Source organism: Aurantimonas sp. C2-5-R2 (genome assembly GCF_036549495.1).
GTDB classification, from domain to species: domain Bacteria; phylum Pseudomonadota; class Alphaproteobacteria; order Rhizobiales; family Rhizobiaceae; genus Aurantimonas; species Aurantimonas coralicida_A.
Genome location: NZ_JAZHLJ010000010.1, coordinates 79188 through 106044, shown reverse-complemented (window position 1 = coordinate 106044; position 26857 = coordinate 79188). Strand labels below are relative to the sequence as shown.

The following is a 26857-nucleotide window of genomic DNA, read 5'->3' as shown; positions in this document are numbered from 1 at the left end:
TCGAAGCGGTATGATTATGATCGTCGCGTTATGATGAGAAGTCTTTAAGTATTGTAGGAATACGGTTGGCGCCCATTGCAATCGAGTACCCGCTTATGCCCGCGCTACGTGACATGTCGATCTTGAGCAGGCGAAAATTGGGCGGCGTGGCGCTCATGGCGCTGCTGTATGTTCTCGGCGGGGCGCTTGGTCTCCAACTTGCCGTTCCACCCGGATACGCAACCATCATCTGGCCGGCATCCGGAATCGCGACGGTGGGGCTGTTGCTCTATGGACGAGCGCTTTGGCCAGGCGTCTTCCTCGGATCCCTCGTATTGAACGCCGTCGTGAGTGGCGGGATCCATCAAAGCAGCCCTGACCTTCTGGCGATGACCGTCGCAGGGCTCGTCGCGGTCGGATCGACATTGCAGGCATTGCTGGCGGCAACTTTGGTGCGTCGGTTTTTCGGCATTCCGGTGAAATTGTCAGGTCTTAAAGACCTCATGCTTTTCGGCGCGATCGGCGGTCCGCTCGCTTGTCTTGTCGCCGCCAGCGTCGGCGTCGCGACGCTTTATGTCAGTGGCGTCCTCTCAGCGGATGCGCTGTTCGGCAATTGGCTGACATGGTGGGTAGGAGACATCCTCGGCGTTCTGATTTTCGTGCCGATCGGGCTTCTCAATCCGTGGCGCCCGTGGAGTGTGCGGTGGTCGGGTGGTCCGGTCGCCGGCTTTACGATGGTTGCGATGCTGAGCCTGATCGTACCGTTGGGCGTGACCTTTTACGCGTGGAAGTTGACGAGCGAGATCACCTTCGAACGCAATCACGCGGCATTTGAAACGCTGGCGGAGGACAGCGCCCACGCTTTGCGGGATCGGCTGGAATCCTACAAACGCAGTCTGGACGGCGGCGCCGGCCTGTTCGCAGCATCCGAAGCAGTCTCTCTCGACGAATGGCGGACCTATGTCGACGAACTCGATATAGAAAGGACTCTGCCGGGCATCAACGGGATCGGCTATATCGAGCCGATCGGCCTGGGCGACGTCGCTTCCTTCGAAGCACGTATGCGGCTCGAGGGCGTGCCCGAATTCGCTGTCCATCCGGATACGCCGTCACCGGACGTTTTCGCGATCACTTTCATCGAGCCGCTTGCGCCGAATAGAAAGGCGCTCGGTCTGAACATCGCCTTCGAGGACAATCGCCGAAACGGTGCGGCCGCCGCTCGCGATACCGGGAAGGCGACGATCACCAAACGGATTTTCCTGGTTCAGGATTCGACCAGAAGCGCCGGATTTTTACTGCTGCGACCGCTTTATCGCAATGGGGCGCGCCTCGATTCAGTGGCGGCCCGCAGGCAAGCTTTTCGAGGCTGGATATACGCTCCCTTCATCAGCAATCGGTTTCTCGGCGAATTGACGTCGAGCCAGGGAACCAACCTTCACCTGACGGTCTATGACGGCGAGGTCGCGGACGGCGATCAGCTTATCTTCTCCAGCAAAGCCGGCGACAGCACCGCGGCGCCGGCGGCCTACAAGATCACGAAGGTGATTTCGGCCATGGAGCAACGCTGGACCGTGGTCTGGGAAAGCACGCCGGCGTTCGAGGCGAGCGTGACCCGCGGGGAACCGTTGCTGGTCCTTCTCGGCGGCATCGCTCTGTCGGCGCTGTTCGGCGCGTTGCAGATTTCCTACGTCCGTCGCGAAGCGTCCATCCGGCGGACTGTCGCCTTGAAGACGCGGGAGATCGCTGCCCGCGAACATGAGAACCGGTCCATCGTCGATACCGCCGTCGTCGCCATCATCCTGCTTGACCGAAATGGCGAGGTGCGCTCGGCCAATCGCGCCACCGAGCTGATTTTTGGCTTTCCCGCCGACGAAGTCGTCGGGGGTCCGATCGCGCGCTTGCTCGATGGCTTCGACGCGAGCAGCCTTGCCCAGTTCCACAAGCGTGGCGAACAGGAGCCGGAAACCGACCGTCTCCCCAATCTGGTGGAAGCCAGGCGGAAGGATGGCGCCGAACTGTTTCTCGATGTGCAACTCAATGACTGGTTCACCGAAGCCGGCGAATTGCGATACACCGCCATCATCCGCGACGTCACCGTGCAGCGACGCGTCACCCTGGCGCTCGAAGAAGCCGAGAAACGCTGGAACTTTGCGCTCGAAGGCGCCTGTATCGGCGTTTTCGATATCGATCTGACGCATGGGACGTCTTTCGTCTCCGATACCTGGAAGTCGATGCTTGGCTTCGATCGCCAAGAAGAAATCGATGCTCAGCGGGAATGGCTGTCCCGCATCCATCCCGACGACATCGCTACGGTGAAGGCCGCCGACGACGCCTGCATCGAGGGCCGGGCGCAGCGCTCCCAGTCCGAGTACCGGATTCGCCGTAAAGACGGTCAATGGATCTGGTTGCGGTCCGATGCGATCGTTATCGAACGCGCTTCCGATGGAACCGCTTTGCGGATGATCGGCACCCAGACCGAGATCACGGAATTGAAGTCCGCCGAAGCCGCCATGCGTGCAAGCGAGGAAAAGCTACGCTCGGCCATCGAGCATGCGCCCGTCGGGATGGCCCTGGTCGACCTCGATGGACGATGGTTCAGGGTCAACGAGGCGCTCTGCAAGATGCTCGGCTATAGCGAAGATCAACTCCGACAACTGGATTTCCAGTCCATCACTCATCCCGACGACCTGGCAGCCGACCTTATGCTCGTCGATCAGCTTCTGAATGGGGATATCGAGACCTTTCAGCTCGAGAAACGGTATATCCACAAGGATGGCCATTCCGTTTGGGGGCTGCTGAGCGTCTCCTTGCCGAAGGACGCCGAGGGCAAGCCGGAATACTTCATTTCCCAGATCCAGGACATCAGCGATCGCAAGGAGATGGACCGGGTGAAGACCGAGTTCATCGCCACGGTCAGTCACGAGTTGCGAACGCCCCTGACCTCGATCCGCGGTTCTCTCGGTCTCGTCGTCGGCGCGATGTCAAAAGATCTTCCCACCAACGTGCTGCGACTCTTGACGATCGCGCATAAAAACTGTGAGCGGCTGATCTTTCTCATCAACGACATCCTCGATCTCGAAAAGATCGCGGACGGAAGCATGCATATCGAAAGGAAGGCCGAGGAGCTTGGATCCCTGGTCGCTCAGGCGGTCGAGGCGAACGAGGCCTACGCCGAACAGTTCGACGTTTCCCTGGAGTTCGAGCGGCCGAAAGCCGAGTTTTTTGTCGATGTTGATCAGGCGCGGCTCCAGCAAGTCCTGTCCAATCTCCTGTCGAACGCCGCCAAATTCTCACCGCGCTCCGGCACGGTCGATGTGCGCCTCGAGGTCCTCGGCGAGACCGTGCGCGTCTCGGTCGTCGATCATGGCACCGGGATCTTGCCGGAGTTCCGGTCGAGGATTTTCAGCCGATTCTCACAGGCCGATGGCTCGGCGACGCGCGAGAAGGGGGGCACGGGCCTGGGCTTGCACATCTCCAAGCAGCTCATCGAAAAAATGGGGGGAACCATCGGGTTCGACAGTCAAGCCGGCGAGGGTTCCACCTTCTGGATCGAACTTCCCGCTCTCGATATGCGGTCGCATGCGGATGTCTTGGCTATTGAGAACAGCGCGTTGACCGACGCCACTCGGAACCTGCCGAAAGCGCTTCATATCGAAGACAACAAGGACTTCAGCGAGGTACTGGCCGCCTCACTGAAGGATCGCGTGATGCTGATAAACGCGGCAACTTGTGCTAGCGCGAGGCAGCGGCTTGACGACCAGGAATTCGATCTCGTGATCATCGACCTGGAGCTGCCGGACGGGGATGGCCTCGGGTTGCTCGATCACGAGCGCCTGGCCGACACCGGCGTGCCGGTTATCGTCTTGTCGGCCAGCGATCTTTCCAAGAAGGATCCGCGCATACGGCAGAGCCTGGTGAAATCCAGAACGCCGGACGATCAGATCGTGGACACGATTCTGATGATCGCGGAAGGTGGGAAAGATCCGGAAGTCGTGCATTACGGCGGCGCCAGAGCGTGATCGACAGCAATGGAATTTGCCCACCGCGCCACCGGTTCCGCAGTCGCTGACAGAGATGAGCGACCGCTCTGCAAGACCGCATGGACGATGGGGCTGCACGATCGTCGGTGAATTGGCTCGTGGTAGAAATGGCACCGCGCGATCAAGCAGAGCCAGTCATCGCTTATCGCTTATCCCAATGCCGCGCCTGAATGCCGGGCGGCACACCAACCTTCCGGCGACGCGGTCTAAATGACCGATCGTTCCGCAAGACCGACGGCGTTTACGTCTCCTTCGACCACCAAGTACATGAGACCGTCACAATGCCAGTCGTGAACCTGATCGAAAGCGCCTCAGTCATCACGCTTGCGGTTTTGTGCGTCAACTTCGTCGGCGATCGGCTCGACCGAATGTTCTGGCTTAAGGGCATACTCTTGGGCATCGTTTTCAGCCTGACCGGCCTCATCAGCATGTTATCGCCGGTCAGTCCCGCGCCCGGCATTTTCATCGATGCCCGGAATGTCGTGATCGCATTGTCCGCGATCATCGGCGGGCCGGTCAGCGTCGTTTTCACCGTGCTCACGCTGTCGATCTTCCGTATATCGGAAGGCGGAGCAGGGGCTTTAACCGGGGTGGCTAGCATCACGCTGGTCGCCGTATTCGCAACTCTCGGATGGCTCTGGATTCACTTCAGGAAAAAGGGTCGTCTCGATTTCACGATTATTCTTGCCGTTGCGACCGTGGCAGCTGCGGTGCCGGTGTTTAGCGTTACGTTTCTCCTGCCCATCAGCGACCCGAAAATTGCCGTCAAAATCCTCTCCTACGTCGTGCCGACCAATCTTTTAGGCGTGATCGTCTTCGGCATCCTCTTTCTGAGGGAACAGCAACGCCGTTGGGTTCTGGCGGCGCTGCTCGATAGCCAAGCCCAGATGAAGGCGGTGGCCAACAACGCGCCTGGCGTTCTCTTTCAAATGTCGCTTGCCTCGCCCAAAATGCCGAAGCTCAGATACCTGTCGGGCGGCGCGAAGCGCGTGATCGGAATCTCCGCGGAAGAGGCGCTTGCCAAGCCGGAGATGCTGACCGGGATGGTTCCTCCCAAGACCATGCAGCGTCTCTCCTTGTTGCTCGCGCAATCGGCGGAAAGCGGTGCTCCCTGGACGATCGAGACCGAATTCACCCGGCCGGATGGCCGGATGCTCTGGATGCGGGCCTCGGCCGAACCGCGCCGGGACCAGACCGGAACCTTGGTGTGGGACGGAACGCTGTTCGACATCTCCGAAGAAAAGCGTAACGAGCAGCTCCGCAACGATTTCATTTCCACCGTCAGTCACGAATTGCGCACACCCCTAACCTCGATTCGCGGTTCGCTCGGCCTGGTCGCCGCCGGAGCGGCCGGCGAAATGTCGTCCAAGGCCACAAAGCTCATCGCGATCGCCCATTCGAACAGCGAACGCCTCGTCCGGTTGATCAACGACATCCTCGACATCGAGAAGATCGAAACCGGTAACATGCCGTTCGCGCCCCGCCCGTTGCAGCTTCGCTCGCTGACCGAGGAAGCCGTGGAAGCGAGCCGGGACTATCTCAGCGATCGCGGCGTTTCCATCGAGATCAAGGACGAGGCACCTGGAGCCGTGGCCGTCGTCGATCCGGACCGGTTCCATCAATTGATTGCCAATCTACTTTCCAACGCCATCAAGTTTTCGCCGCAGAACGGCCAGATCGAGGTGCGCCTAACCCGTTCGACGGATTATCTTCGTATCTCGGTCAAGGACGAGGGAGCCGGAATTCCCGAAGCATTCCGAGAGCGGATTTTCGGCAAGTTCGAGCAGGCCGACGCCTCCGACACCCGCGCGAAGGGCGGCACAGGTCTGGGGCTCAGCATTGCCAAGGCGATCGTCGAACGCCTTGGCGGTCAGCTTTCATTCGACAGCGAGGTTGGTGTCGGCACCATCTTCCATGTGGATCTGCCGGAGGCGCGAGGCGCCAAAACCAGCGGCGAGGAAGTTGTCCAGGTTTTCAGCCGGGTCACCGGGGGAAAGCGCATCCTCATCTGCGAAGACGACGCCGATGTCGCGGCGGTGATCGCGCATATGATCGACGAACTGGGAATCGCGACGGATATCGCGCCCGATGTGGCAACAGCGCGGGCCTATCTCACCAAGAACCACTACATGGCAATGACCCTCGACATCAAGCTTGGCGGAGGGTCCGGCATTGCGCTCTACGATGAACTGCGATCGATGCATCGCTGCGCCGATCTGCCGGTGATCGTCGTTTCAGCCATCGCCGACGAGACACGGAAAACACTGAATGGCCAGGCAGTCGGCATCGTGGACTGGCTTGCGAAGCCGATCGACTCCGATCGCCTTACGTCCGTCATCCGAGATATCGCGGCGGACGATTTGAGAGCCGGCCCTAAAATCCTGCATGTGGAAGACGATGAGGGAGTTTTGCAGGTGATTTCCGCCAGCCTTGGCGACGGGGTCGATATCACCGGCGCCCGGACGGTCGCGGAAGCGCGACAGAAACTCGGTGCCGAGCACTTCGATCTCATCATTCTCGATCTTTCCCTTCCGGACGGCACGGGGGCAAGTCTGCTGAGCGACATCCCCGCCGATACGGCGATCGTCATCTTCTCGGCCTACGAGATCGACGACGATCTGGCGTCGAGAGTGCATGCCGCGATGACCAAAACGAAGACGTCGGAGGTATCGATGGCTAGATTGATCAAATCCCTGACCTTCAAGCGGTCGAAGCAAAATGATCTCATCAAGCAGGGGGCCGCGTGAGCCTATGTCGAAATACCGTATCCTTTATGTCGATGACGAGGCGGATATCCGCGAAGTCGCGGAAATGTCGCTGGAGCTGGATCCGGCATTCGAGGTGAGAACCTGTTCCTCCGGGGCCGATGCGCTCATGGCGGCGCCGGCGTGGCAGCCCGACCTCATCCTGCTCGACGTGATGATGCCTGGAATGGACGGTCCCGAAACCCTCAAGGCCCTCCGGAGCGACGACAGGACGGCCTCGTGCCCGGTCGTGTTCATCACCGCCAGAACCCAGAGCTACGAGGTCGAGCGCTTTCTCTCGCTCGGGGCGGCCGGCCTGATCGCCAAGCCGTTCGATCCAATGTCGCTGGCTGAGGACGTCAAGCGCTATCTGAGCTGATCGCATCGTCCGAGAGCCGGCCGCTTCCTGCCTGATTGTGCGGAAGAGCGAATACCGCGTCGATTGAGCCTGGTAACGGCCTGTGCCATAGCAAAGCGCGCAAACGCGCCGGGGCGCACGTCGCATGCTCCATGCGATGCCGCGACCGACACTATGCAAGGACTGCCCCATGGCGTTTCGCCCAACGAGCCCCCCGCTGGCCCGCGCTCTCGCGGAACGCGGCTACGAAGACCCGACGCCCGTCCAGGATGCGGTTCTGGAGACGGAGGCGGCAGAGCGCGATCTCCTCGTCTCGGCGCAGACCGGATCGGGCAAGACCATCGCCTATGGCCTGGCGATCGCCTCGACGCTGCTCGGTGACGCGGAGCGGCTGGGGCCGGCCGGCGAGCCGCTGGCGCTGATCGTCGCGCCGACGCGCGAATTGGCGATGCAGGTCACCACCGAGCTGACCTGGCTCTATGCGCAAACCGGCGCGCAGATCGTGACCTGTGTAGGCGGCATGGACCCGCGTGCCGAAAAACGGAAGCTGGCCCATGGTGTCCACATCGTGGTGGGAACGCCCGGCCGCCTGCGCGATCATCTGGAGCGCGGCGCGCTGCGGATCGGCGGGCTCAAGGCCCTTGTCCTGGACGAGGCGGACGAGATGCTCAATCTCGGCTTCCGCGAGGATCTGGAATTCCTGCTCGAGGCGACGCCGCGCGAGCGCCGCACCTTGCTGTTCTCGGCGACCCTGCCGAAGACGATCACCACCATGGCCAAGCGCTATCAGCGCGACGCGCTGCGCATCGAGGCGACGCGCGGTGCCGCCGGCCATGTGGATATCGAGTATCGCGCCATCCGCATCGCGCCGAACGAGATGGAGCACGCGATCGTCAATGTGCTGCGTCTGGCAGACGCGCCGAGCGCGATCGTCTTCTGCAACACGCGTGAGGCGGTGCGCCATCTCTCTTCGGGACTTTTGGAGCGCGGCTTCTCGGCCGTGACGCTGTCCGGCGAACTTGGCCAGAGCGAGCGCAATCAGGCCATGCAGGCGTTGCGTGACGGGCGGGCGCGGGTTTGCGTGGCCACCGACGTCGCGGCGCGGGGCATCGATCTGCCGAGCCTCGGCCTCGTCGTCCACGCGGATCTGCCGAGCGACGCCGAAACCCTGCAACACCGCAGCGGCCGAACCGGCCGCGCCGGCCGCAAGGGCGTGTCGGTGCTGCTGGTGCCGATTTCGCGACGCCGCAAAGCCGAGCGGCTTCTGGCCGAGGCCCGGATCCAGGCGACATGGGGCGGGGCCCCCTCCGCCGACGACATTCGCCGGCTGGACGAACAGCGGCTGTTGTCCGATCCGATCCTGACCCAGGAAGCCAGCGAGGACGATCTGGCCGCCGCCCGCAATTTGCTGGCGACACGATCGCCCGAAGAGATCGCTGCGGCATTGGCGCGGCTCTATCGTTCGCGCCTGCCGTCGCCGGAGGACGTCTTCGATCCCGGCTTCGGCCCCGATCCGAAGGCCGGCAAGGACTACGCGGCCGGTCGTGACCGAACGCCGGGGCGCGGCAAGGAGCACGTGCGCGGCGGCCCCACGGTGTGGTTCCACATGGATGTCGGCCGGCGCAACAATGCCGATCCAAAATGGATTCTGCCGCTGCTGTGCCGGCGCGGCAAGATCACCCGCGAAGAGATCGGTGCGATCAAGATCTTCGACCGCGAGACCAAGGTCGAGATCAGCGAGAGTGTCGCCAAAAAATTCGCCGCCGCGGCCGAGGTCAGCGACGGCGACGACATCACGATCTCGATGACCGATTCACCCGGCGATGGCGGAGCGCGCGCGGGCAGGGGGCCGTCGGGCAAGCCGCGCGGCAAGAAGCCCTATCAAGGCAAGCGCCAGGACGGCGCCCCAACCTCGGATAAGCCCCAGGGCAAGCCGCGCCGCCCCAAACGCCCGAAGGTCTGAACGCCAGGCCGTCCCGGGCGGGTGCAGGGATCAGATGTCGACCTTGTCGCCGCCCTTGAGCTGCAGGATTTCGCGGGCTTCGTCGGGCGAGGCCACGTCCAGCCCCAGGCCCTCGATGATGGAGCGGGCCAGGCGAACCTGATCGGCATTCGAGGTCGCCAGCTTGCCGGCACCGGCCCATAGCGAGTCCTCCAGTCCGACGCGGATATTTCCACCCATCGCCGCGGCCTGTGCGGCGATGGCCAGTTGGTGACGGCCGGCGCCGAGTACCGACCAGCGATACTGATCCCCGAACAGCCGGTCGGCCGTCCGCTTCATGTGCATGACGTCTTCCGGGTGCGGCCCGATCCCGCCGAGCAGGCCGAAGACGGACTGCACGAACAGCGGCGGCTTCACCAGACCCCGGTCGAGGAAATGCTTCAGATTGTAGAGATGCCCGATGTCGTAGCACTCGAACTCGAAGCGCGTGCCGTTATCGTAGCAGGTCTCTAGGATGTACTCGATGTCCTTGAAGGTGTTGCGGAAGACGAGATCGCGCGTGTTGGCGAGGTGTTCCTTCTCCCACGGATGCTGGAACTCCTTGTATTTGTCGAGCAGGTGAAACAGGCCGAAATTCATCGACCCCATGTTGAGGGATGCGACCTCCGGCTTGAACCGCGCCGCCGGCAGGATGCGTTCTTCGACCTTCATGTAGGGGCTGCCGCCGGAGGTGATGTTGATGACCGCCCCGGTCTGTTGCTTGATGCGCGGCAGGAAGCGCGCGAAAGCCTCGACCGTCTGATCCGGCTTGCCGGTCTCAGGATCGCGGGCGTGGAGATGCAGGATCGCCGCGCCGGCTTCGGCGGCGGCCACGGCATCGGTGACGATCTCATCCGGCGTGATCGGCAGATGCGGCGACATGGTCGGCGTGTGGATTGCGCCGGTGACGGCGCAGGTGATGATGACTTTGCGTTGGGCCATAGCCGTCTCCTTCAGGATTTGATGTCGCGGTCGGATTGCCGCTTGTGCGCGGCAAGGGCCATCAGGCGCCGGTCACGCCATTGCTGCCGGGCGCCTAACTCGTCTTCAGGCAAGCGCTCGCGGCGGTCCTTTTCGACCGTCTCGATAACCGGGCCGGCCCAATCGACGCGCCGGCGCTGCGATGGCGCGATGGTTTCGTAGATGCCTTGGTAGCGCGTCACGTAGTCGCGGACGCCGCCGGGGGCGTTGAGGTCGATGGTCTCGAACGGCCCCATGAAACTCCAGCGTAGCGCCAAGCCTTCCCGAATGCCGATGTCGACGTCCTCTGGATCGGCAAAGCCGTCATGAACGAGGCGAAACGCTTCTTCGAGCAACGCCCCCTGCATGCGGTTCATGACGAAGCCGTCGATCTCGCGCTTCATCACGATCGGCGACTGGCCGGCCTCGCGCATCAAACTCGCGGTCCGATCGCGCGCGTCGGCGCTGGTCCAGGGCGCCGGAACGACTTCCACGGCCGGTACGAGATAGGGCGGGTTGATCGGATGGGCGACCAGACAGCGCTCGCGGGTGCGAAGATGCTCGCTGAACAAGGACGGCAGGATCGCCGAGGTCGACGAGGCAAGCACCGCGTCGGCGTCTGCATGCTCTTCCAGTTCGCTGAAGACGGCGCGCTTGATCGTGAGATCTTCGGGCGTGTTCTCCTGCACATGCACCGCGCCGTCGAGCGCGGCGGGCAGGGAGGTCGCCAGATCGATGCGGCGAAGCACGGCTTCTGGCTTCGCGCCGTTCAACAGGTCGAATTCGGCCAATGACGGCAGGATTTCGGCGATATAGGCCCGCGCGCTTTCGGGAGCGCCGTCCTGGCGGTCGAACAGCGCGATGTCGTGGCCGGCCCGGGCGAAGGTGATGGCCCAGGCGCGGCCGATCAGGCCGCAGCCGACGATGGCGATCTTAGTCATGGATTCTCCCTGCCGTTCAGAGCCAAAGGACCTCCCGGCGCAGATCGAGATCGCGCGCCAGCGGCCGGGCGGGTCCTTCATGCACGACGCGACCGCGTTCGAGCACTGTCACCCGATCGGCGAGATTGAGCACGAGATCGAGATGATGATCGACGATCAGGATCGAAACCTCGCTGCGCAGCTTGTCGAAGGCATCGAACAGCTCTTCGGTGATCGCCGGGGACAATCCCTCGAAGGGTTCGTCCAGCAGCAACAGCCGGGTGTCGCCGACGAGCGCGCGGGCTACCGCGACCATCTGTTGTTCGCCGCCCGACAGGCGGTCGGCATCGATGTCGAGCCGTTCGCGAAGCCGCGGAAAGAATTCGAGCACCCGTTCCTCGGTCCAGTGGCGGCCATTGCCGGTCAGCCGCCGCAGGCGTCCCAATTCGAGGTTCTGGCGCACCGACATGCCGGAAAACAGTCCCCGGCCCTGCGGGACGTATCCAACCCCACGGCGCGCGATTTCGGCGGAGGCAAGGCCTGCGATGTTCTCGCCAGCCAAGGTCGCCTCGCCCGTCGCGGGCGGAGCGATGCCGATCAAGGTCTTCAGCAAGGTGGTCTTGCCCGCCCCATTACGGTCGAGCAGAGCGACGATCTCGCCGTGATGGACGTCCAGCGAGACGTCCGAAAGGATCTGGCTCTTGCCGTAGAAGGTGTCGATCCCCTTGAGGCCGAGCAGCAGTTCCGGCCGGGCGGCCGAGACCAGTTCGCGCGCGGCAAGCGCGGCGACGCCCGAGCCGATATAGATGTCCTGCACGCGCTTGTCGGTGCGAACCTCTTCCGCGCTTCCGTCGACGAGGACCTCGCCGCCATTCATCACGGTAACCGCATCCGCCAGGTCGAAGACGCGGTCGATGTCATGTTCGACCAGGAGCACCGGGATGTCGTCGGCGATCTGGCGAATCAGACGGCCGATCCGTTCGCGCTCTGCCGCGGCCAGGCCCGCCAGTGGCTCGTCCAGCAGCAGCATGCGCGGCTTCGAGGTGATGGCGAGTCCCATGTCGAGCACCCGCTGTCCGCCATAGGACAGCGCGCCGGCCTCGGCCGTCTCCATGCCGCGGACGCCGAGAAAACGGATGATCTCCGCGGTCTCCTGATTGATCGCCGTGATCCCTTTCGCGCCGATCCACGGATTGAACCGGCTGGCGTGGGTCGCCTGGACACCCAGTCGCAAGTTCTCCTCGACGCTGAGGGTCGGGAAGAGATTGGTGATCTGGAACGAGCGGGCCAGACCCCGGCGGCACACGGCCTCGGGCGGCAGGCCCGCAATGCTCTCATCGCCAAGGGTCACCTTGCCGCGACTGGGCGCGAACATGCCGGAGATGAGGTTGAACGCACTGGTCTTGCCGGCGCCGTTGGGACCGATCAGCGCATGCAGGGTTCGATTGCGGACGATGAAGCTTGCGTCGCGCACCGCCTGGACGGAGCCAAAATTCTTGGCCAACCCGGCGACGCGAAGCAGCGGCTCGCGGTCGGCATCCTTGCGGCGCAGAAAGGCGGGGAGCGGTTCGCCCTCGGCGATGCTGCGGTTGGCCATCGCGGCGGCGCCCGTGCGCTTCGGCAGGAACGGGCCGATGATGCGCCCGGCCACGCCGACGAGACCGGAGGGCGAGAACATGATGAAACCGACGAAGAGCAGGCCGAAATAGAACAGCCAATCGCCGGTCCATTGCGACAGGAATTCGCGGAACAGGACGTAGAACAGCGCGCCGAGGGCTGGGCCGAGGAAGCTGCGCGAGCCGCCGATCAGCACCATCGCGAGGAGTTCGCCGGAAAAGGCCGGCGACACGGGGTCGGCCGAAGCGAAGCGGTGATGGAAGAGAAACAGGACGCCGGCAAGGGCGGTGACAGTCGCCGAGACGACGAAACAGATCAGCTTGTAGGACGGTGTCGCGTAGCCGAGGAAGCGCGCCCGCTCCTCGTTTTCCCGGATCGCGACGAGAACCGTGCCGATCGGCGAGCGGACGAAGCGCTGCAGTCCGAAGAATACGGCGAAGACCACGATGGCGGCGAGCACGTAATAGGAGTCGCTGTTCACCGTCGAGAGGCCGAACGGGGCCGGGCGGGTAATGCCGCCGAGGCCGTTTTCACCGCCGGTCACCTCCGTCCAGCGAAATGCGATGGCGTAGCCGAGGGCCGTGAGAGCCAGGGTCAGAAGCGAAAAATAGACGCCCTTGCGCCGCAAGATGAGGAACCCGAGGACGGTGGCCATGACCGCAACGGTGGCGATCGAGATCAGCGCGGGCAGCAGCATCTGGTCGGGAAACCAGTGGAGATGGGCCAGCGCGGCGGCGTAGACGCCGATGCCGAACCACAGCCCGTTGCCGAAGGAGATCAGCCCGGTGTAGCCGAACAGAAGATTCAGGGCGAGCGCGGCAGTGGCAAGGACGATGACGTCGATGGCGGAATCGACCGTCAGGCCTATCGCTTCCATGAAGAATGGCAGGACGACAAGCGCCGTCAATGCGATGACGATGTTGAGAGACCGTGACAGCATGGGAGCGCCCTACTCGAACCTGGCGATCCGCTCGCCGAACAGGCCGCGAGGCCTGACGAGCAGCACGAGCAGCATCAAAATGTACATCGAGGCTTCGGCGGCCGGCGGATAGAAATAGATGGTCAGCCCCCGGACCACTCCGACGAGGAGCGCCGCGACGATCACGCCCCAGAACGACCCTAGCCCACCGATCACCACGACCACGAAAGCGGGGATGAGAATCTCGGCTCCCATGGCCGGGTGAATGCCGGTAATGGGGGCCATCATCGTTCCGGCCAGTCCGGCGAGGCCGAGGCCGAGGGCCGCGACGGCGGTGAGATACGGCTTCAGGGAAATGCCGAGCGCGCCGACCATGTCGGGCGCCTGGATGCCGGCCCGCACGATCCGGCCGAACGGCGTTCGCTGCAGGAGCAGCCAGAGGCCTGCTACGGCGGCGGTGGCGACGATCAGGATGGCGAAGCGATAGCGCGAATAGATGAAGTCGCCGATAAAGATCTGGCCGCTGAGAAATTGCGGGATCGAAAAGGGACGGGGGCTCGCGCCGAAGATCATGCGGAGCGACTGCTCGATGACCATGGCAAGCCCGAAGGTCAGCAGCAGGCTCAACGCCGGATCGGCCTTGTAGAAAGGCCGCAGGAACACCCGTTCGACCCCCACGCCGATAACGGCCACCAAGAGTGGCGCGGCCACGAAGGCGGAATAACCGAGTGTGTCGAACAGCAGGACGACCAGATAGGCGCCGATCGCGTAGAAACCGCCATGCGCCAGATTGACGATGCCGCCGAGCGAAAAGATCAGCGACAGGCCGAGTGCGATCAGCAGATAATTGACGCCGACGAACAGGCCGTTGACGACCTGTTCGAGGACAAAGATGGCTTCCAGGGGCAAGGTACGACCCTCAGCGATGATCGGAAGACTTCAAAACCCGTCGGCGCGACGAGCGGCGCCGCGCCGACGAACCCGATACGACGAACCTATGCGGCGTCGAAGCTACAGGCGTTCTCGGCCTCGGTCGGCGCGATCGCCTCCAGATCGTCGCCTTCGCCCGGCACCGCCGCGCCGAGCAGCATCAGATCCCACTCGTCCTCCAGCTGGTCGAGTGGCTTGGCCGTCATTGTGTACATTTCCTGGATGAGCTGGTGGTCGCGCTTGCGGAAATAGCCCTCGCGCGCCTTCAGGATGTCGAGCTTCGGCTCGCCCTCGAAATATTCCAACACGGCATCGGTCTCGGTCGATTTGGTCTCGGTCATCGCCTGCGCGACCAGCTTGGTGGCGAGATAATCGCCCCAGGCCTGGTTGTCTGGCGGTTTGCCCCATTTGGCGGTGAAGGCCTGGACGAAAGCCTGCGCGCCGGGATTCTCCAGCTTGTGATGCCAGACTACCGGCCATTCGCCACCGAAATTGCCCTTGCCGGCGCCCCAGGCGACGGCGGTGTCGAAGCCGAAACCGCCATAGGGAAAGTCGAGGCCGTACTCGGTATACTGCTTGACGAAATTGGTGATCTGATTTCCGGCGAGGTTGGAGATGATGAGATCGGGTTTCGCCTGCCGGATCTTCAGGATGTAGGCGCTGAAATCGGTGGCGTCGGTCGGAACCAGATCCTCCCATGCGACCGTGCCGTTGTTGGCCTCGATAAAGTTCTTGCCGACGCGGGAAAGATCCTGGCCGTAGGCGTAGTCGGCGGTGAGGAAGTAGATTTTCTTGCCGTCGATGAGGCCGTCGCGCAGGAAGGCGGAGCCGACACCCTTCACATATTGGGAGTTCGACGCCTCGACGTGGAACATGTAGCGGCTGCAGTCGCTGCCGCGCAGGGCATCGGAGTTGCAGCCGGTGTTGAAGAACAGCTTCTTGTTCCGTTCGACGACCTGCGCGATCGCGAGGCCGGACGCCGAGCTGATTTCGCCGATGATGCAGGCGACGTTGTCGCGGGTGATATAGCGCTCGGCCTTGGTCGACGCCGTGGCCGGATTGACGCTGTCCTCCATCAGGAGCTCGATCTGGCGGCCGTCGATGCCGCCCGCGGCGTTGAGTTCCTCGACCGCCAGCTGGACGCCGAGCTGGGCGTATTCGCCGAGGGGCCCGAGAAAGCCGGTCAGCGGCGTTAAATGGCCGATCTTGACGACCTCGCTTTGTGCCCGGGCGATAAAGGGTGTTCCGAGACCGGCGACGAGTGCCGCCGTGCCGATTCCCTTGATGACCTGTCTGCGGTGGGGCCGGATATGCGAACTGGACATTCTTCTTCCTCCCAATGGATCCGTCTGAAGGGGCTCCCTCGGCTCGTGATCCGCGGGACCCGCGGGGACGGCCTGCTGCCCCTTCACTCAGATTGTCATTTGTGATCACACATGACACATCTAGGAAAACGTGCTTTCGTGTCTGAGTCCAGCGGTAAGGTTGGTGAACGAGGAATTTATTTCATGAGCGTCGTCGAGACGGGTATCGCCGACAAGGTGCTGCGGGTGTCGCGGGTGACGCTCGGTGAGCACGTCTACCGGGATCTGCGGGAGCTGATTCTGGCGGGGCAGGTGGCGCCCGGCGAGAAGTTCACGCTGCGTGGCCTGGCCGAGGCGGTCGGCACCAGCCCGATGCCGGTGCGCGAGGCGGTCGGCCGGCTATCGGCGGAAGGGGCGCTGGAAATCCTGCCGAATCGGGCGATCCGGGTGCCGATCATGACCCGCGAGCGGTTCGGCGAATTGACGATCATCCGCATGGAAGTGGAAGGTCTCGCCGCTCAGTTCGCGGCGGAACGGGCCGACGCCGCGCAGATCGCCGTCGCCTGCGCCCATCACGAACGCTTTGCCGCCGAGAGCCGGCACCGCGACCCCGACGGGGCGGTCGCGCTGAAGGCCAACAAGGAGTTGCATTTCGCCGTCTATGCGGCGGCGGGCATGCCGCAATTGCAGCAGATCATCGATGGGTTGTGGCTGCAGGTCGGGCCGGTCATCAACCTCGATCTGCGCGCTAGCGGGCGCCGGCTGAAAGAGGTCGAGGCCCACAAGCACCATGCCCGGCTCATCGCGGCGCTGAAGGCAAGGCAGGCCGATGAGGCCCGCGCCGCCGTGGCGGCGGATATCCGGGACGCGGCGGATTTCATCCTGGCGAACGGCAATCTGCCGTCTGCCTCAATCTGAGAACGAGAGTGACGATGGTATCGGACATTACCGGTTTGCGGGTGTTGGTGACGGCGGGCGCGTCGGGCATCGGGCTGGAGATGGTGCGAGCCTTCCAGGCCGGGGGCGCGCGCGTGCATTACTGCGACATCAGCGACGGGGAGGGGGCCGGAACCGACCTCGAGGGCGTCACCGCCAGCCGGGCCGACGTCTCGGATCGCGGCGATGTTGCGCGGCTGTTCGCGGAAGTGGAGAAGACGCTCGGGGGGCTCGACGTTCTGGTCAACAATGCCGGCATCGCCGGGCCGACGGGGCGGGTCGAGGGCATCGATCCCGAGGCGTGGGACCAGACCCTTAACGTCAACATCACCGGCCAGTTCAACTGCACCCGGCTGGCCGTGCCGCTGCTCAAGCGGAGTTCGAACGCCAGTATCGTCAACTTGGCGTCGCTGGCGGGGCGGCTGGGGTTTTCCATGCGCACTCCCTACGCCGCGTCGAAATGGGCCGTCGTCGGCTTCACCAAGTCGTTGGCCATCGAGCTCGGCGAGTTCGGCATTCGCGTCAACGCGATCCTGCCCGGCTCCGTCGATGGACCGCGCATCCAATCGGTGTTCGCCAACAAGGCGGCCGCGCTCGGCAAGAGTTACGAGGAGGTCGAGGCGGCGGCTCTCGCGGTGACGTCGCTCAGAAAGCTCATTCCGCCGCAGCACCTCGCGGCGATGGCGGTGTTCCTGGCATCTGCGCAAGGTTCGAGTATTTCCGGACAGGCCCTGAGCATCGACGGCGACGCGCAGATGATGGTCTGACGCCTGAGCTTCGGGCCAGACACCGACGGCGCCCTGTCTCGAACCGACCGCCCACGTCCTCCGTCCGCGCTTTCCGGAAATCGCCGTTGATTGGGATATGCCTGCAAACGATCGCTGTTATATGGGGCGGGTCGCTATCTGAGACGCGGGGAAAATGACGTCTTTCGAGGAAACCTGCGGGGCTCTGGCCGCTTTCGATGTGGTCCGGGACTGGCTGTTGGATGGGCTGGCGCCAGTCGCGCCGGTCGATCTGCGGCTTGATGACGCGATCGGCGCGATCGCCGCGGAGCCCGCACCGGCTGCGCACGCCTGTCCGCCGCGCGATGAAGCGGCGGTCGACGGCTGGGCACTGGTGGCGCGGGATCTGATCGGCGCCTCGTCTTTCGCGCCCGCGGTTCCGGCGGTTCCCCCGGTCTGGGTCGAGGTTGGCGACGCCCTGCCGGACGGATGCGACTGCGTTGTCGACGCTCACGGGGTCGATACGCAAGGGCCGCTCGTCCAGGTCCTCACCGACGCCATTCCGGGACAGGGTCTGCGCCGCGCCGGCGAGGACATCGCGGTGGGGCAGTTGCCGGCAACCCCTGGGCGCAGGATCTCTGCCTTCGACATTCTTTGCGCGCGGCGGGGCGGTTTCGCGAGTTTACCCGTGCGGCGGCCGTTGGTCCGCCTGATCGATCTGGAATCCGCCCATGCCGCGCGCCTCACCGCCGATTTCGCCGCGGCGCGGGCCAGAGCGGCAGGCGCCGATGTCGCGCGCGTCTCGTGCAAGCGCGATGTGGCCTCCACCGCGAACGGCATTCTGGACGAACCTGCGGACCTGATCGTCCTCGTCGGTGGAACGGGCGCGGGCCGGAACGACCACACGGCGGCCGCCATTGCTCAGGCCGGCGAACGCTTCGCCCACGGGATCGCGCTGCAACCTGGGCGCACCGCCGCCTTCGGCAGGGCCGGGCATATTCCGGTGATCGCCTTGCCGGGGCAGCCGGATCAGGGGCTGGCGGTCTGGCTGGCCCTTGTCGAGCCGATTCTTCGCGTGTTGACTGGAGCGAGACGGCGAGACCCGGTATCCATGCCGCTGGCGCGTAAGATATCGTCGGGAATCGGAGTCACGGAGATCGTTTTACTGAAGCAGACGGAACGCGCCTGGACGCCGCTTTCGGTCGGCGCCCTGTCGCCGGCGCAGCTTGTGTCGGCCGACGCATGGTGCCTGATTCCCGCGATGAGCGAAGGCCATGCCGCTGGTACGCCGGTTGCCGGATTTTCTCTCCATGAGGAGCCATGACGAAGAATTTCACAATCGCGTCGAACGCCCCGACCACCGCCCGCAGCGGGGGCGTGGAGCAGGAGCAGTTCCTGTCGATCCTGTCACGCGAAGAGGCGTTTCAACGATTCGAAGCGGCTGTATTCCCGCGCGCGTTGGCGAGAGAGCAATGCGCGCTTCAGGACGTTCTGGGCCGAGTGCTTGCGGCCGATATCGTCTCGCCCGTCGACGTGCCGTCGTTCGATCGGTCCAATGTCGACGGGTTCGCGGTGCAGTCGGGTGATCTGGCGACCTGCGGCCAGGCCAAGCCTGCGCGTCTGGCTCTCAATCCCGAAACGCTCGCTTGCGGCATTGCTCCGAAATTGCCAGTGCCCAGCGGCACGGCCACGCCGATCTCGACGGGCGGGATGGTTCCGCGCGGGGCCGACGCGATCGTCATGGTCGAGCACACGCAGCCCCTTGAAGACGGAGCGGTCGAAGTCCGCCGCGCCGCCTCGGCCGGCCAGTTCATTTCCTATGCGGGCTCGGACATCGCGCGCGGCGAATTGCTGCTGCGTGCCGGGATCAGCATCGGCTCGCGCGAAATCGGTATGCTCGCCGCCTGTGGGATTGCCCGCGTCGAGACGGTGCAGAAGGTCAAGGTGGCGGTCCTGTCGACCGGCGACGAACTCGTGCAGCCGGGACAGCCGCTCGGTCCAGCGTCGGTCTACGATACCAACGGCGCGATCGTCGCCGCGGCGATTTTCGAGAACGGCGGGGTGCCGGATTTCCTTGGCGCGTTTCCCGACGACGAGGACAAGCTGGAGGCCGCGATGCGCGCGGCGCTGGAAACCCACGACATGGTCATCCTGTCCGGCGGCACCTCGAAGGGTGCCGGCGACGTCAGCCATCGCATCGTCGGTAGGCTGGGCGAACCGGGGATCATCGCGCATGGCGTCGCGCTGAAGCCGGGAAAGCCGCTTTGTCTGGCGGTCTGCGACGACAAGCCGGTGGTGATCCTGCCGGGGTTCCCGACATCCGCGATGTTCACCTTTCACGACATGATCGCGCCGATCCTGCGGCGCATGGCCGGGCTGCCACCGCGCGCCGAGACGCGGGTATCAGCGCGCGTTCCCGTGCGGATCGCCTCCGAGCTCGGACGCACTGAATTCGCGATGGTATCGCTGATCGAAGGCGGCGATGGGCTGGTCGCCTATCCGACCGGCAAGGGATCGGGCGCCATCACGTCGTTTTCCCAGGCGGACGGGTTTCTGCGCATCGAAGCGCTGGCCGACCATCTGCCCGCGGGGGCGCAAGCCGAGGTCACGCTGTTCACGCCGCATGTGCGGATTCCCGATCTGGTCATCATCGGCAGCCACTGTACCGGCCTCGACCCGATCCTGGCGCCGCTGGCCCGCGACGGGCTGACGGTCCGCTCCCTCGCGGTCGGCAGTCTGGGCGGCCTTGCTGCGGCCAAGCGCGGCGAGTGTGATCTTGCGCCGATCCACCTCTATGATCCTGAAACCGACAGTTACAACACGCCGTTCCTGGTCGAAGGTCTGGAACTGGTTCCCGGCTGGCGGCGCATGCAGGGGGTTGCGTTTCGCATCGGCGACCCGCGTTTCGAGGGCGCTGGCGCGAACGAGGCCGTTGCCAACGCACTCGCGGATCCGGGATGCCTAATGGTCAACCGCAATCAGGGCGCGGGTACGCGCATTCTGATCGACCGGCTGCTGGGCCAGCACCGCCCGGGCGGCTACTGGAACCAGCCGCGCTCGCACAACGCGGTGGCGGCCGCCATCGCGCAGAAGCGTGCCGACTGGGGCGTGACGATCGAGCCGGTGGCGACAGCAGCGGGGCTCGGCTTCATCCCGCTCACCGAGGAGTCTTACGATTTCGTGCTGGTCTCGGCGCGGAAGCAGCGGAGCGCGGTCCAGGCGTTCTTGTCGGCGCTCCACGCTCCGGAAGGCCGCGAGGCGTTGAAACAGGCGGGTTTCCGGCCCGCCTGATTGTCAATCGGGAAGCAGAGCCGCCAGAGTCTCGGCTTCGCCAAGATCCTCGACCGTATTGGCGTTGAAGAAGGGATCGACCGGCTCGTTCGGCCAGGCGACCGTCGCCAGGCGATAGCGCGCCGTCCATCGGTCGATCTTGCGCATGTCCTCGCGGACAAGGGCGTCGCGCAATTCGTCGCGCAACGCCACCTTCCAAAGACCGATCACCGGATGCGACCAGCCTCCGGACGCGGCGACCGCTAGGTCGGCGTTCTCGGCCTCCCGAGCCTCCTCAAGACTGGCAACGAGATCGCGCGGCAGGAACGGACAATCGCCCGCCACGCTTACGACCCATGCGGCGCCGGGCCGATTCTCCGCGGTCCAGTCGAGCGCCGCCAGAATGCCGGCGAGCGGTCCGGGGAAGTCTTCGAGTGTATCGGCGACCACCGGCAGGTCGAAGGCCGCAAAGCGGGCCGGGTCGCCATTGGCGTTGAGGATCAGTTCGGCGCATTGCGGCGCGAGGCGATCGACGACATGCGACAGGATGGTGCGTCCGCCGATCGCCCGCATCGGCTTGTCGCCGCCGCCCATACGCCGCGCCAAACCGCCGGCGAGGATGACGCCGATCGGCAATGTCGCATCACTCGTCATAGCCGGCGCCTTTTCGCTTGCTGCGCGAGGGTTCGTCCTCGACGGTCGCGATGTCCTGGTCAAAGACGATCCGGTCATCGCCCGACAGCGCCGCGAAACGCTTGCCCCGCGCACGGCCGACCAGCGTCAGGCCGACCTGCCGCGCCAGCGCCACGCCCCAGGCGGTGAAGCCGGAGCGCGAAACCAGGATCGGGATGCCCATCCGCACGGTCTTGATTGTCATTTCCGAGGTGAGCCGGCCGGTGGTGTAGAGGATTTTGTCCGCCGCATCGATCTTGTGGCTGAACATCCAGCCGGCGATCTTGTCGACTGCGTTGTGCCGCCCGACATCCTCCATGTAGCAGACCGGCTCGCCCTTCACGCAAAGGACGCAGCCGTGGATCGCTCCGGCTTCCAGATACAGCGAGGGGGTCGTGTTGATCGTTTTCGTCATCGCGTAGAGCCACGAGGTGCGGAGCTCCGCGGTCGGCAGCTCGATGTCATCCAGCGCCTCCATCAGGTCGCCGAATGCGGTGCCCTGCGCGCATCCCGATGTCAGGGTCCGCTTTTTCAGCTTTTGCTCGTAATTGGTGCCGCGCTCGGTCCTGACGACCACCACCTCGAGATCCTCGTCATATTCGACGCTGGTGACCACATCGTCAGGCTTCAGCATGTTCTGGTTCAACAGATAGCCGAGCGCCAGATAATCCGGATAGTCGTTGATCGTCATCATCGTGACGATCTCCTGGGCGTTGAGATAGAGCGTCAGGGCGCGCTCGACGGGGACGCTGAGTTCCACCGGCGCGCCGGTCTGGTCGATGCCCGTCACCCGCTCCGTCAGGCGCGAATTGCCGGGATCCGGCATGACGACGCCGACCGAGGCGCGATCCTTCAATTCCTGCATGGTGTTCCTATTGCCAGTCTATGATGTGAGTGGGCGGCGTCGCCGGCCGCGGAAGATTGCGGCATAAGGTTAGAGTGTTGTTACCATGTCATATAGTGCGCATTACAGGGCGCCCGGTCATTCCCGGCGATGGCGCGACGAATACGGGTTTTAGACGATGGCTCAACTTTCGGACGATTGCTTCGCATTCGGCAGACCGATGATGACGGTGGCCGAGACGGTCGCACTGATCACATCGCGGGTGCTACCGCTTGCGGAAACCGAATCGATTCCACTCTGTGACGCGGACCGACGGATTCTCGCCCGTGACCTGATCGCGTCGATAGCGTTGCCGCCTTATGCCAATTCCGCGGTCGACGGCTATGCCATGCGTGGCGTCGACCTTCCGGCGACAGGGGAGCGCGGCTTTCAGGTCAGCGGACGGATTCAGGCGGGTTCGGGGGCGAGGGTCACCGTAGCGCCCGGTGAGGCCGTGCGGATATTCACCGGTGCGCCGATGCCGGCCGGCGCCGATACGGTCTTTATGCAGGAGGATGTGCGGCTCGGCGATTCCGGCGAGGTGACCCTTCCCGCCGGTCTGACGATCGGCGCCAATATGCGGCCCGTGGGCGAGGACGTCGAAGCGGGGGCGGTCGTCTTGAAAGCCGGCCGTCGCCTGCGTCCCCAGGACATCGCCCTCGCTGCCGCGCTGGGTGAGATCCGGGTAGACGTCAGCCGCCGTGTCCGCGTCGCGGTGTTCTCGACCGGCAACGAGATCGTCGCCGCCGGTACACCGCGTGGACCGACGCAGCTTTTCGATTCCAACCGGTTCATGCTGATGGCGATGCTCGGGCGGCTCGGCTGTGCGATCACCGACCTGGGTATTCTGCCGGATGATCGGGCCGCGATCACGGACACACTGAGGAAGGCGTCATCGGCGCACGATCTGATCCTGACCTCCGGTGGTGTGTCGACAGGGGAGGCGGATTTCGTCAAAGACGCAGTGGAAAGCGCTGGGTCGCTGGTGTTCTGGCGCGTCGCGATCAAGCCGGGACGCCCGGTGGCGATGGGCGTTATTGACGGGACGCCGTTCATTGGGCTGCCGGGCAATCCGGTGGCGAGCTTCGTCACCTTCGCCTATATCGCGCGACCGGCGATTTTGGCGCTTTCCGGAGCCGGGCGCAAGCCGATCGTCTCGACGCCGGTCCGGACAGCGTTTTCCTATAAGAAGAAAAAGGACCGCCGCGAATATGTGCGTGTCAACCTGCGCCCTGCCGCAAATGGATCGGTGGAAGCCGTGAAGTTTCCCCGCGAGGGTGCCGGCCTGCTGTCGTCGCTGGTCGAGACGGACGGGCTCATCGAGCTTGCCGAGGACGTGACGCAGATCCAGCAGGGCGATATCGTGGGCTTCATTCCCTATTCGAGCCTCTACTGACAAAGCGATTGACGACGCCGGCCGCCTCGGCCAACTTGCCCGCCATGCCCGTTACAACCAAACTCGATCTCGTCGGTCTGAAATGCCCCTGGCCGGCCCTGAAAACCCGCAAGGCGCTCGGCGGTCTCGCCGCGGGCGATCGCCTCGAAGTCCATTGCAGTGATCCGCTGGCGACGATCGACATCCCGAATCTGATCCGCGAGACCGGCGATAGCGTCGAGATCACCAATCGGGGCAAAGACCGCGTGGTTTTCCTGATCGAAAAGCGCCAGGAAGCCGCTGTACCGGGGTAGGGCGCGAAAACCGAACCGGTCGGACGGGGGTTTGCCCGCTTCCGGCCCGGCCCGGCTCAGCTCAGGCGCCGCGCGGAGGCCTTACTCGAAGACGATCGACGGCCCGCCGCTCATCTGGCGCTCCTCCAACACCCTGGTCCATGCCTTCTCGGCGATCTCCCGATAGATTTTCGCATGTGCGCCGTCCGGATCGGAAACGACGATCGGCGTGCCGCCGTCGGACGTCTCGCGGATGGCCATGTCGAGGGGCACTTCGCCGAGGAACGGCGCACCGATTCGTGTCGCTTCCTTGCGCGCTCCGCCATGGCCGAAAATGTCATGCTGGCTGCCGCAACTCGGGCAGATGAAATAGCTCATATTCTCGACGATGCCGAGGATCGGGACATCGACCTTTCGGAACATGGCGAGGCCCTTGCGCGCGTCGATCAGAGCAAGATCCTGCGGCGTCGAGACGATGACCGCGCCGGCCAGCGGCACGTTTTGGGCCATGGTCAGCTGGGCATCGCCGGTGCCGGGCGGCATATCGACGACGAGCACGTCGAGTTCGCCCCATTCGACTTCGCGCAGCATCTGGGTCAGCGCGGAGATGACCATTGGCCCGCGCCAGATCATCGGGGTTTCCTCATCGACGAGGAAACCCATCGACATGACCTTCAGGCCGTAGCCCTCCATCGGCTTGAGAATGCGGCCGGACACCGTCTGCGGCCTGCCGGAAATATGCAGCAGACGGGGCATGGAGGGACCGTAGATGTCGGCATCCAGAATGCCGACCTTCAACCCGTTCGCCTGAAGGCCGAGGGCCAGATTGACCGAAGTGGTCGACTTGCCGACGCCACCTTTGCCCGAGGCGACGGCGATGATCGCGCCGATGCCGGGAACTCCGGCCTTTGCCGGCGGGGTTGGTCTGGCGTGAGCGGCGTGGGCCGCCATTGGCGGGGGCACGGCGGCGGCTTGCTGGGCGCTCGGTGCCGGACGCACAGCCGACGCGGAGGAGGAGCCGCTGCGCTCGGCGGTCAGCGCGACGACCGCCTTCTCGACGCCCTCGGCGTTCATCGCCGCCTTTTCGGCGGCGGCGCGCAGAGGCTCCAGTTCCTCGGCACGGTCGGCCGGGACCGTCAGCGAAAAGAACGCCTTGCCGTCGGCGAGGAAAATTTCCGAGACCAGGCCGAGATCGACGATGTTACCGCTCAGGTCGGGTCCCTTGACCCGCTTGAGCTGCTCCAGAATGTTGTCCTTGCTGATTGCCAACTGAACTCTCGCTGTTATGGAAGTCTGGACCGTCACATACGGCAAATGCGGTGCGCGGCCAATCGCGCTTCGTGATTGCAGATAATGCCGACCGCCGGGACGCGCCAGGAGGAGACACGGATATGCCGTCGCAGGGAAATGGCACGCAAGGGCAAGCGAGCGAACCGCTGGAAACCAGTAGCCCGGAGGCGTTCGTCAGGCTGGCCGACCGATTCATCGATGTCGCCAACCGCGCCAATCGCAAGGTCCCCGCGACTGACATTCACATGGCCTTTCTCTATGCCGCGGCGCGCTACAATGCCCATGTCGGGCGCAATGTCCGCGATGTCGCAGACCACGAGGTGTACGTCGAGGAAATGGCGGGCATCTACAAGGAAATGCTGCGGACACATCTGGCCGATCCGGACGTGTGAATGGAGGGCCGACCGAGGCCCCGAAGCCTCAGTCCTACCCCTCCAGGCGGCTGCGTATAGACACGCGCCGTCGCGGCTGTTCCGCCTCTTCCGGCTCGATAGATTGCACAGGCGCGAACGCGAGTTCATCCGCCTCATCGCTTTCGATGGCGATCTCGACGGGCGGTTCTTCTTCGCCCGTTGACGCCGCCGTTGCGCCTTCTTCGTCGCCAGCAATCGTTGGAGCTTCGGCGTCGCGCATCTCCTCCACGGGATCGGCTTCACCGGCGACCGGCTCGTCAACCATGACGTCGCGCGACATGCGGCCGGTCGCCTGCTGAATCTCCTGCTCTTCGACGCTCAGAAAACCGCGCCCGACCTGCCAGAGGGACTTGTAGGCATTGTGCGCGGGATTGCGGAAATCCTCGTCATAGTCGTTAAGACCGTCGAGATTGGCGAAAACGGGATTGGTTCGCCATAGCTTCCGCAAGGCTTGCTTGCGCAAAAGCTCTGGAACGCCGCGCCTAAGGAAGAGCGAAAAATCGTCGCCCTGAACCAGCGAATCGATGTCGACCGCTTCGGCGGCGATGCGGTTCTCCTCCGCTTCCGGATCGGGCGAGTCGGCTTCGACGACCGGCGTGACATCGTCGGGCGCGATTTCTACCGCCGGTTCGATCTCGTCGGGCTCGCGCTTGCGCCGCGACCAGCGCGACAAGAAGCCTTCTGTCTTGCCGGCGTCGTCAACCATCGTACTTGCCTCCAGCCGGTCGCTCGCGATGAAGGAAGATCGGCTCCTGGCCGAATTTGTGCGCGTCCGTATCGAGCTTGTCGCGCCGCCGCTTCTTGAACACCTCTTCCTTGTGATAGCGATCGACGAAATCCATGATCGCCCCGGCAATTTCAGGCGGCATCGCGACCCGCTCGACGATGTCCTCGGCGCTGTCGTCGTAGTCCTGCGCCAGATAGGGCGAGGCGGTCACCGAATGGACAAACCACGGCAATGGGTGGGTATCGTCCTCAGAGCGCCGCAAGATGACGAATAAGGCCGGTGTCTGGCTGTTGAAATTATGGACATAGGCCTCGGTGTCGGCGGCGTGGCATGTGAGATTGTGGACGCCCATGAAATAGCGGGTCATGGTGTCGTCGCGCAGAAGTTCATCGCCGGCCGAAAAGTTCCCGGAAGCGGGCGTCACACCGACCGGAATCCAGTACTCCTTCGCCCATTTCGAGACCGATCGCCGCTTCTCGGCGAGCACTCCCAACATGATCGTCAACTCCCGGGCCAAACAG

Annotated in this window: 21 protein-coding genes; 11 read left to right on the top strand and 10 right to left on the bottom strand. The window is 64.0% G+C overall.

The annotated features are described in order from the left end of the window. Window positions 1-95 precede the first annotated feature (95 nt). The 4 genes from VQ044_RS07320 (at window position 96) to VQ044_RS07305 (ending at window position 9084) form a co-directional block, all read left to right on the top strand. Entirely contained in the window at window positions 96-3998 is a 3903-nt protein-coding gene (locus VQ044_RS07320) for a PAS domain S-box protein (RefSeq protein WP_327646624.1), read from the top strand. 302 nt (window positions 3999-4300) lie between these two features. Next, entirely contained in the window at window positions 4301-6766 is a 2466-nt protein-coding gene (locus VQ044_RS07315) for a hybrid sensor histidine kinase/response regulator (RefSeq protein WP_327646623.1), read from the top strand. Between the two features lie 4 nt (window positions 6767-6770). After that, a complete protein-coding gene (locus tag VQ044_RS07310) occupies window positions 6771-7142 on the top strand; it encodes a response regulator (protein WP_327646622.1) in 372 nt (123 codons plus the stop codon). A 169-nt stretch (window positions 7143-7311) separates the two neighbouring features. Beyond that, window positions 7312-9084, top strand: coding sequence for a DEAD/DEAH box helicase (locus VQ044_RS07305; protein WP_327646621.1), 1773 nt, complete (start codon window positions 7312-7314; stop codon window positions 9082-9084). Window positions 9085-9114: 30 nt separating this feature from the next. Here VQ044_RS07305 and VQ044_RS07300 read toward each other — a convergent pair whose 3' ends face one another. From VQ044_RS07300 to VQ044_RS07280, 5 genes are all read right to left on the bottom strand, one after another. Then, window positions 9115-10044, bottom strand: coding sequence for a 3-keto-5-aminohexanoate cleavage protein (locus VQ044_RS07300; protein ID WP_327623445.1), 930 nt, complete (start codon window positions 10042-10044; stop codon window positions 9115-9117). A gap of 11 nt (window positions 10045-10055) precedes the next feature. Then, window positions 10056-11003: a 3-hydroxyacyl-CoA dehydrogenase gene (locus tag VQ044_RS07295; RefSeq protein WP_327646620.1), complete on the bottom strand. Its 948-nt coding sequence runs from the start codon at window positions 11001-11003 to the stop codon at window positions 10056-10058. Window positions 11004-11019: 16 nt separating this feature from the next. Next, a complete protein-coding gene (locus VQ044_RS07290) occupies window positions 11020-13539 on the bottom strand; it encodes a branched-chain amino acid ABC transporter ATP-binding protein/permease (RefSeq protein ID WP_327646619.1) in 2520 nt (839 codons plus the stop codon). A 9-nt stretch (window positions 13540-13548) separates the two neighbouring features. Next, window positions 13549-14421 carry a branched-chain amino acid ABC transporter permease gene (locus tag VQ044_RS07285; protein WP_327646636.1) on the bottom strand — a complete coding sequence of 291 codons (873 nt, stop codon included), beginning with the start codon at window positions 14419-14421 and terminating at the stop codon, window positions 13549-13551. A 92-nt stretch (window positions 14422-14513) separates the two neighbouring features. Next, window positions 14514-15773 (bottom strand): ABC transporter substrate-binding protein, encoded by a 1260-nt coding sequence (locus VQ044_RS07280; RefSeq protein WP_327646618.1) that lies wholly within the window; start codon window positions 15771-15773, stop codon window positions 14514-14516. A gap of 183 nt (window positions 15774-15956) precedes the next feature. Here VQ044_RS07280 and VQ044_RS07275 point away from each other — a divergent pair, with 183 nt between their 5' ends. The 4 genes from VQ044_RS07275 (at window position 15957) to VQ044_RS07260 (ending at window position 20704) form a co-directional block, all read left to right on the top strand. After that, entirely contained in the window at window positions 15957-16670 is a 714-nt protein-coding gene (locus VQ044_RS07275; RefSeq protein ID WP_327646617.1) for a GntR family transcriptional regulator, read from the top strand. 14 nt (window positions 16671-16684) lie between these two features. After that, window positions 16685-17455 (top strand): SDR family oxidoreductase, encoded by a 771-nt coding sequence (locus VQ044_RS07270; RefSeq protein WP_327623440.1) that lies wholly within the window; start codon window positions 16685-16687, stop codon window positions 17453-17455. A 154-nt stretch (window positions 17456-17609) separates the two neighbouring features. Next, window positions 17610-18737 (top strand): molybdopterin-binding protein, encoded by a 1128-nt coding sequence (locus tag VQ044_RS07265; protein ID WP_327646616.1) that lies wholly within the window; start codon window positions 17610-17612, stop codon window positions 18735-18737. Then, entirely contained in the window at window positions 18734-20704 is a 1971-nt protein-coding gene (locus VQ044_RS07260) for a molybdopterin biosynthesis protein (protein WP_327646615.1), read from the top strand. The genes VQ044_RS07265 and VQ044_RS07260 overlap by 4 nt, the downstream gene beginning before the upstream one ends. A gap of 3 nt (window positions 20705-20707) precedes the next feature. Here the strand turns inward: VQ044_RS07260 and mobA are convergent, their stop codons facing one another. Together mobA and VQ044_RS07250 are read right to left on the bottom strand one after the other, a co-directional pair. Then, on the bottom strand, window positions 20708-21337 hold the full coding sequence (gene mobA, locus VQ044_RS07255) for a molybdenum cofactor guanylyltransferase MobA (protein WP_327646614.1): 630 nt from the start codon (window positions 21335-21337) through the stop codon (window positions 20708-20710). Further along, the gene (locus tag VQ044_RS07250; RefSeq protein ID WP_327646613.1) at window positions 21327-22220 is read right to left on the bottom strand and encodes a formate dehydrogenase accessory sulfurtransferase FdhD; all 894 of its coding nucleotides are present in this window, start codon (window positions 22218-22220) and stop codon (window positions 21327-21329) included. The genes mobA and VQ044_RS07250 overlap by 11 nt, the downstream gene beginning before the upstream one ends. A gap of 157 nt (window positions 22221-22377) precedes the next feature. Between VQ044_RS07250 and VQ044_RS07245 the strand changes: the two genes are divergently transcribed. Next, window positions 22378-23634 (top strand): molybdopterin molybdotransferase MoeA, encoded by a 1257-nt coding sequence (locus tag VQ044_RS07245; RefSeq protein ID WP_327646612.1) that lies wholly within the window; start codon window positions 22378-22380, stop codon window positions 23632-23634. Window positions 23635-23678: 44 nt separating this feature from the next. Beyond that, window positions 23679-23927 carry a sulfurtransferase TusA family protein gene (locus tag VQ044_RS07240; RefSeq protein ID WP_327646611.1) on the top strand — a complete coding sequence of 83 codons (249 nt, stop codon included), beginning with the start codon at window positions 23679-23681 and terminating at the stop codon, window positions 23925-23927. A gap of 81 nt (window positions 23928-24008) precedes the next feature. Here the strand turns inward: VQ044_RS07240 and VQ044_RS07235 are convergent, their stop codons facing one another. Continuing rightward, window positions 24009-25175 (bottom strand): Mrp/NBP35 family ATP-binding protein, encoded by a 1167-nt coding sequence (locus tag VQ044_RS07235; protein WP_327623434.1) that lies wholly within the window; start codon window positions 25173-25175, stop codon window positions 24009-24011. 122 nt (window positions 25176-25297) lie between these two features. On the opposite strand from VQ044_RS07235, the gene VQ044_RS07230 reads away from it, so the two are divergent. Further along, window positions 25298-25588 (top strand): DUF3144 domain-containing protein, encoded by a 291-nt coding sequence (locus tag VQ044_RS07230; protein WP_327623433.1) that lies wholly within the window; start codon window positions 25298-25300, stop codon window positions 25586-25588. Between the two features lie 34 nt (window positions 25589-25622). Here the strand turns inward: VQ044_RS07230 and VQ044_RS07225 are convergent, their stop codons facing one another. Together VQ044_RS07225 and VQ044_RS07220 are read right to left on the bottom strand one after the other, a co-directional pair. Next, window positions 25623-26315, bottom strand: a complete 693-nt coding sequence (locus tag VQ044_RS07225) for a DUF3306 domain-containing protein (RefSeq protein WP_327623432.1) — start codon at window positions 26313-26315, stop codon at window positions 25623-25625. Further along, window positions 26308-26832: a DUF3305 domain-containing protein gene (locus tag VQ044_RS07220; RefSeq protein ID WP_327623431.1), complete on the bottom strand. Its 525-nt coding sequence runs from the start codon at window positions 26830-26832 to the stop codon at window positions 26308-26310. The genes VQ044_RS07225 and VQ044_RS07220 overlap by 8 nt, the downstream gene beginning before the upstream one ends. Window positions 26833-26857 lie beyond the last annotated feature (25 nt).

What these genes read in the sequence shown, in the direction of transcription:
- VQ044_RS07320 (WP_327646624.1), top strand. Translation starts at nt 96, where the DNA reads ATGCCCGCGCTACGTGACATGTCGATCTTGAGCAGGCGAAAATTGGGC.
- VQ044_RS07315 (WP_327646623.1), top strand. Translation starts at nt 4,301, where the DNA reads ATGCCAGTCGTGAACCTGATCGAAAGCGCCTCAGTCATCACGCTTGCG.
- VQ044_RS07310 (WP_327646622.1), top strand. Translation starts at nt 6,771, where the DNA reads ATGTCGAAATACCGTATCCTTTATGTCGATGACGAGGCGGATATCCGC.
- VQ044_RS07305 (WP_327646621.1), top strand. Translation starts at nt 7,312, where the DNA reads ATGGCGTTTCGCCCAACGAGCCCCCCGCTGGCCCGCGCTCTCGCGGAA.
- VQ044_RS07300 (WP_327623445.1), bottom strand. Translation starts at nt 10,044, where the DNA reads ATGGCCCAACGCAAAGTCATCATCACCTGCGCCGTCACCGGCGCAATC.
- VQ044_RS07295 (WP_327646620.1), bottom strand. Translation starts at nt 11,003, where the DNA reads ATGACTAAGATCGCCATCGTCGGCTGCGGCCTGATCGGCCGCGCCTGG.
- VQ044_RS07290 (WP_327646619.1), bottom strand. Translation starts at nt 13,539, where the DNA reads ATGCTGTCACGGTCTCTCAACATCGTCATCGCATTGACGGCGCTTGTC.
- VQ044_RS07280 (WP_327646618.1), bottom strand. Translation starts at nt 15,773, where the DNA reads ATGTCCAGTTCGCATATCCGGCCCCACCGCAGACAGGTCATCAAGGGA.
- VQ044_RS07275 (WP_327646617.1), top strand. Translation starts at nt 15,957, where the DNA reads ATGAGCGTCGTCGAGACGGGTATCGCCGACAAGGTGCTGCGGGTGTCG.
- VQ044_RS07270 (WP_327623440.1), top strand. Translation starts at nt 16,685, where the DNA reads ATGGTATCGGACATTACCGGTTTGCGGGTGTTGGTGACGGCGGGCGCG.
- VQ044_RS07265 (WP_327646616.1), top strand. Translation starts at nt 17,610, where the DNA reads ATGACGTCTTTCGAGGAAACCTGCGGGGCTCTGGCCGCTTTCGATGTG.
- VQ044_RS07260 (WP_327646615.1), top strand. Translation starts at nt 18,734, where the DNA reads ATGACGAAGAATTTCACAATCGCGTCGAACGCCCCGACCACCGCCCGC.
- mobA (WP_327646614.1), bottom strand. Translation starts at nt 21,337, where the DNA reads ATGACGAGTGATGCGACATTGCCGATCGGCGTCATCCTCGCCGGCGGT.
- VQ044_RS07250 (WP_327646613.1), bottom strand. Translation starts at nt 22,220, where the DNA reads ATGCAGGAATTGAAGGATCGCGCCTCGGTCGGCGTCGTCATGCCGGAT.
- VQ044_RS07245 (WP_327646612.1), top strand. Translation starts at nt 22,378, where the DNA reads ATGGCTCAACTTTCGGACGATTGCTTCGCATTCGGCAGACCGATGATG.
- VQ044_RS07240 (WP_327646611.1), top strand. Translation starts at nt 23,679, where the DNA reads ATGCCCGTTACAACCAAACTCGATCTCGTCGGTCTGAAATGCCCCTGG.
- VQ044_RS07230 (WP_327623433.1), top strand. Translation starts at nt 25,298, where the DNA reads ATGCCGTCGCAGGGAAATGGCACGCAAGGGCAAGCGAGCGAACCGCTG.
- VQ044_RS07225 (WP_327623432.1), bottom strand. Translation starts at nt 26,315, where the DNA reads ATGGTTGACGACGCCGGCAAGACAGAAGGCTTCTTGTCGCGCTGGTCG.
- VQ044_RS07220 (WP_327623431.1), bottom strand. Translation starts at nt 26,832, where the DNA reads ATGTTGGGAGTGCTCGCCGAGAAGCGGCGATCGGTCTCGAAATGGGCG.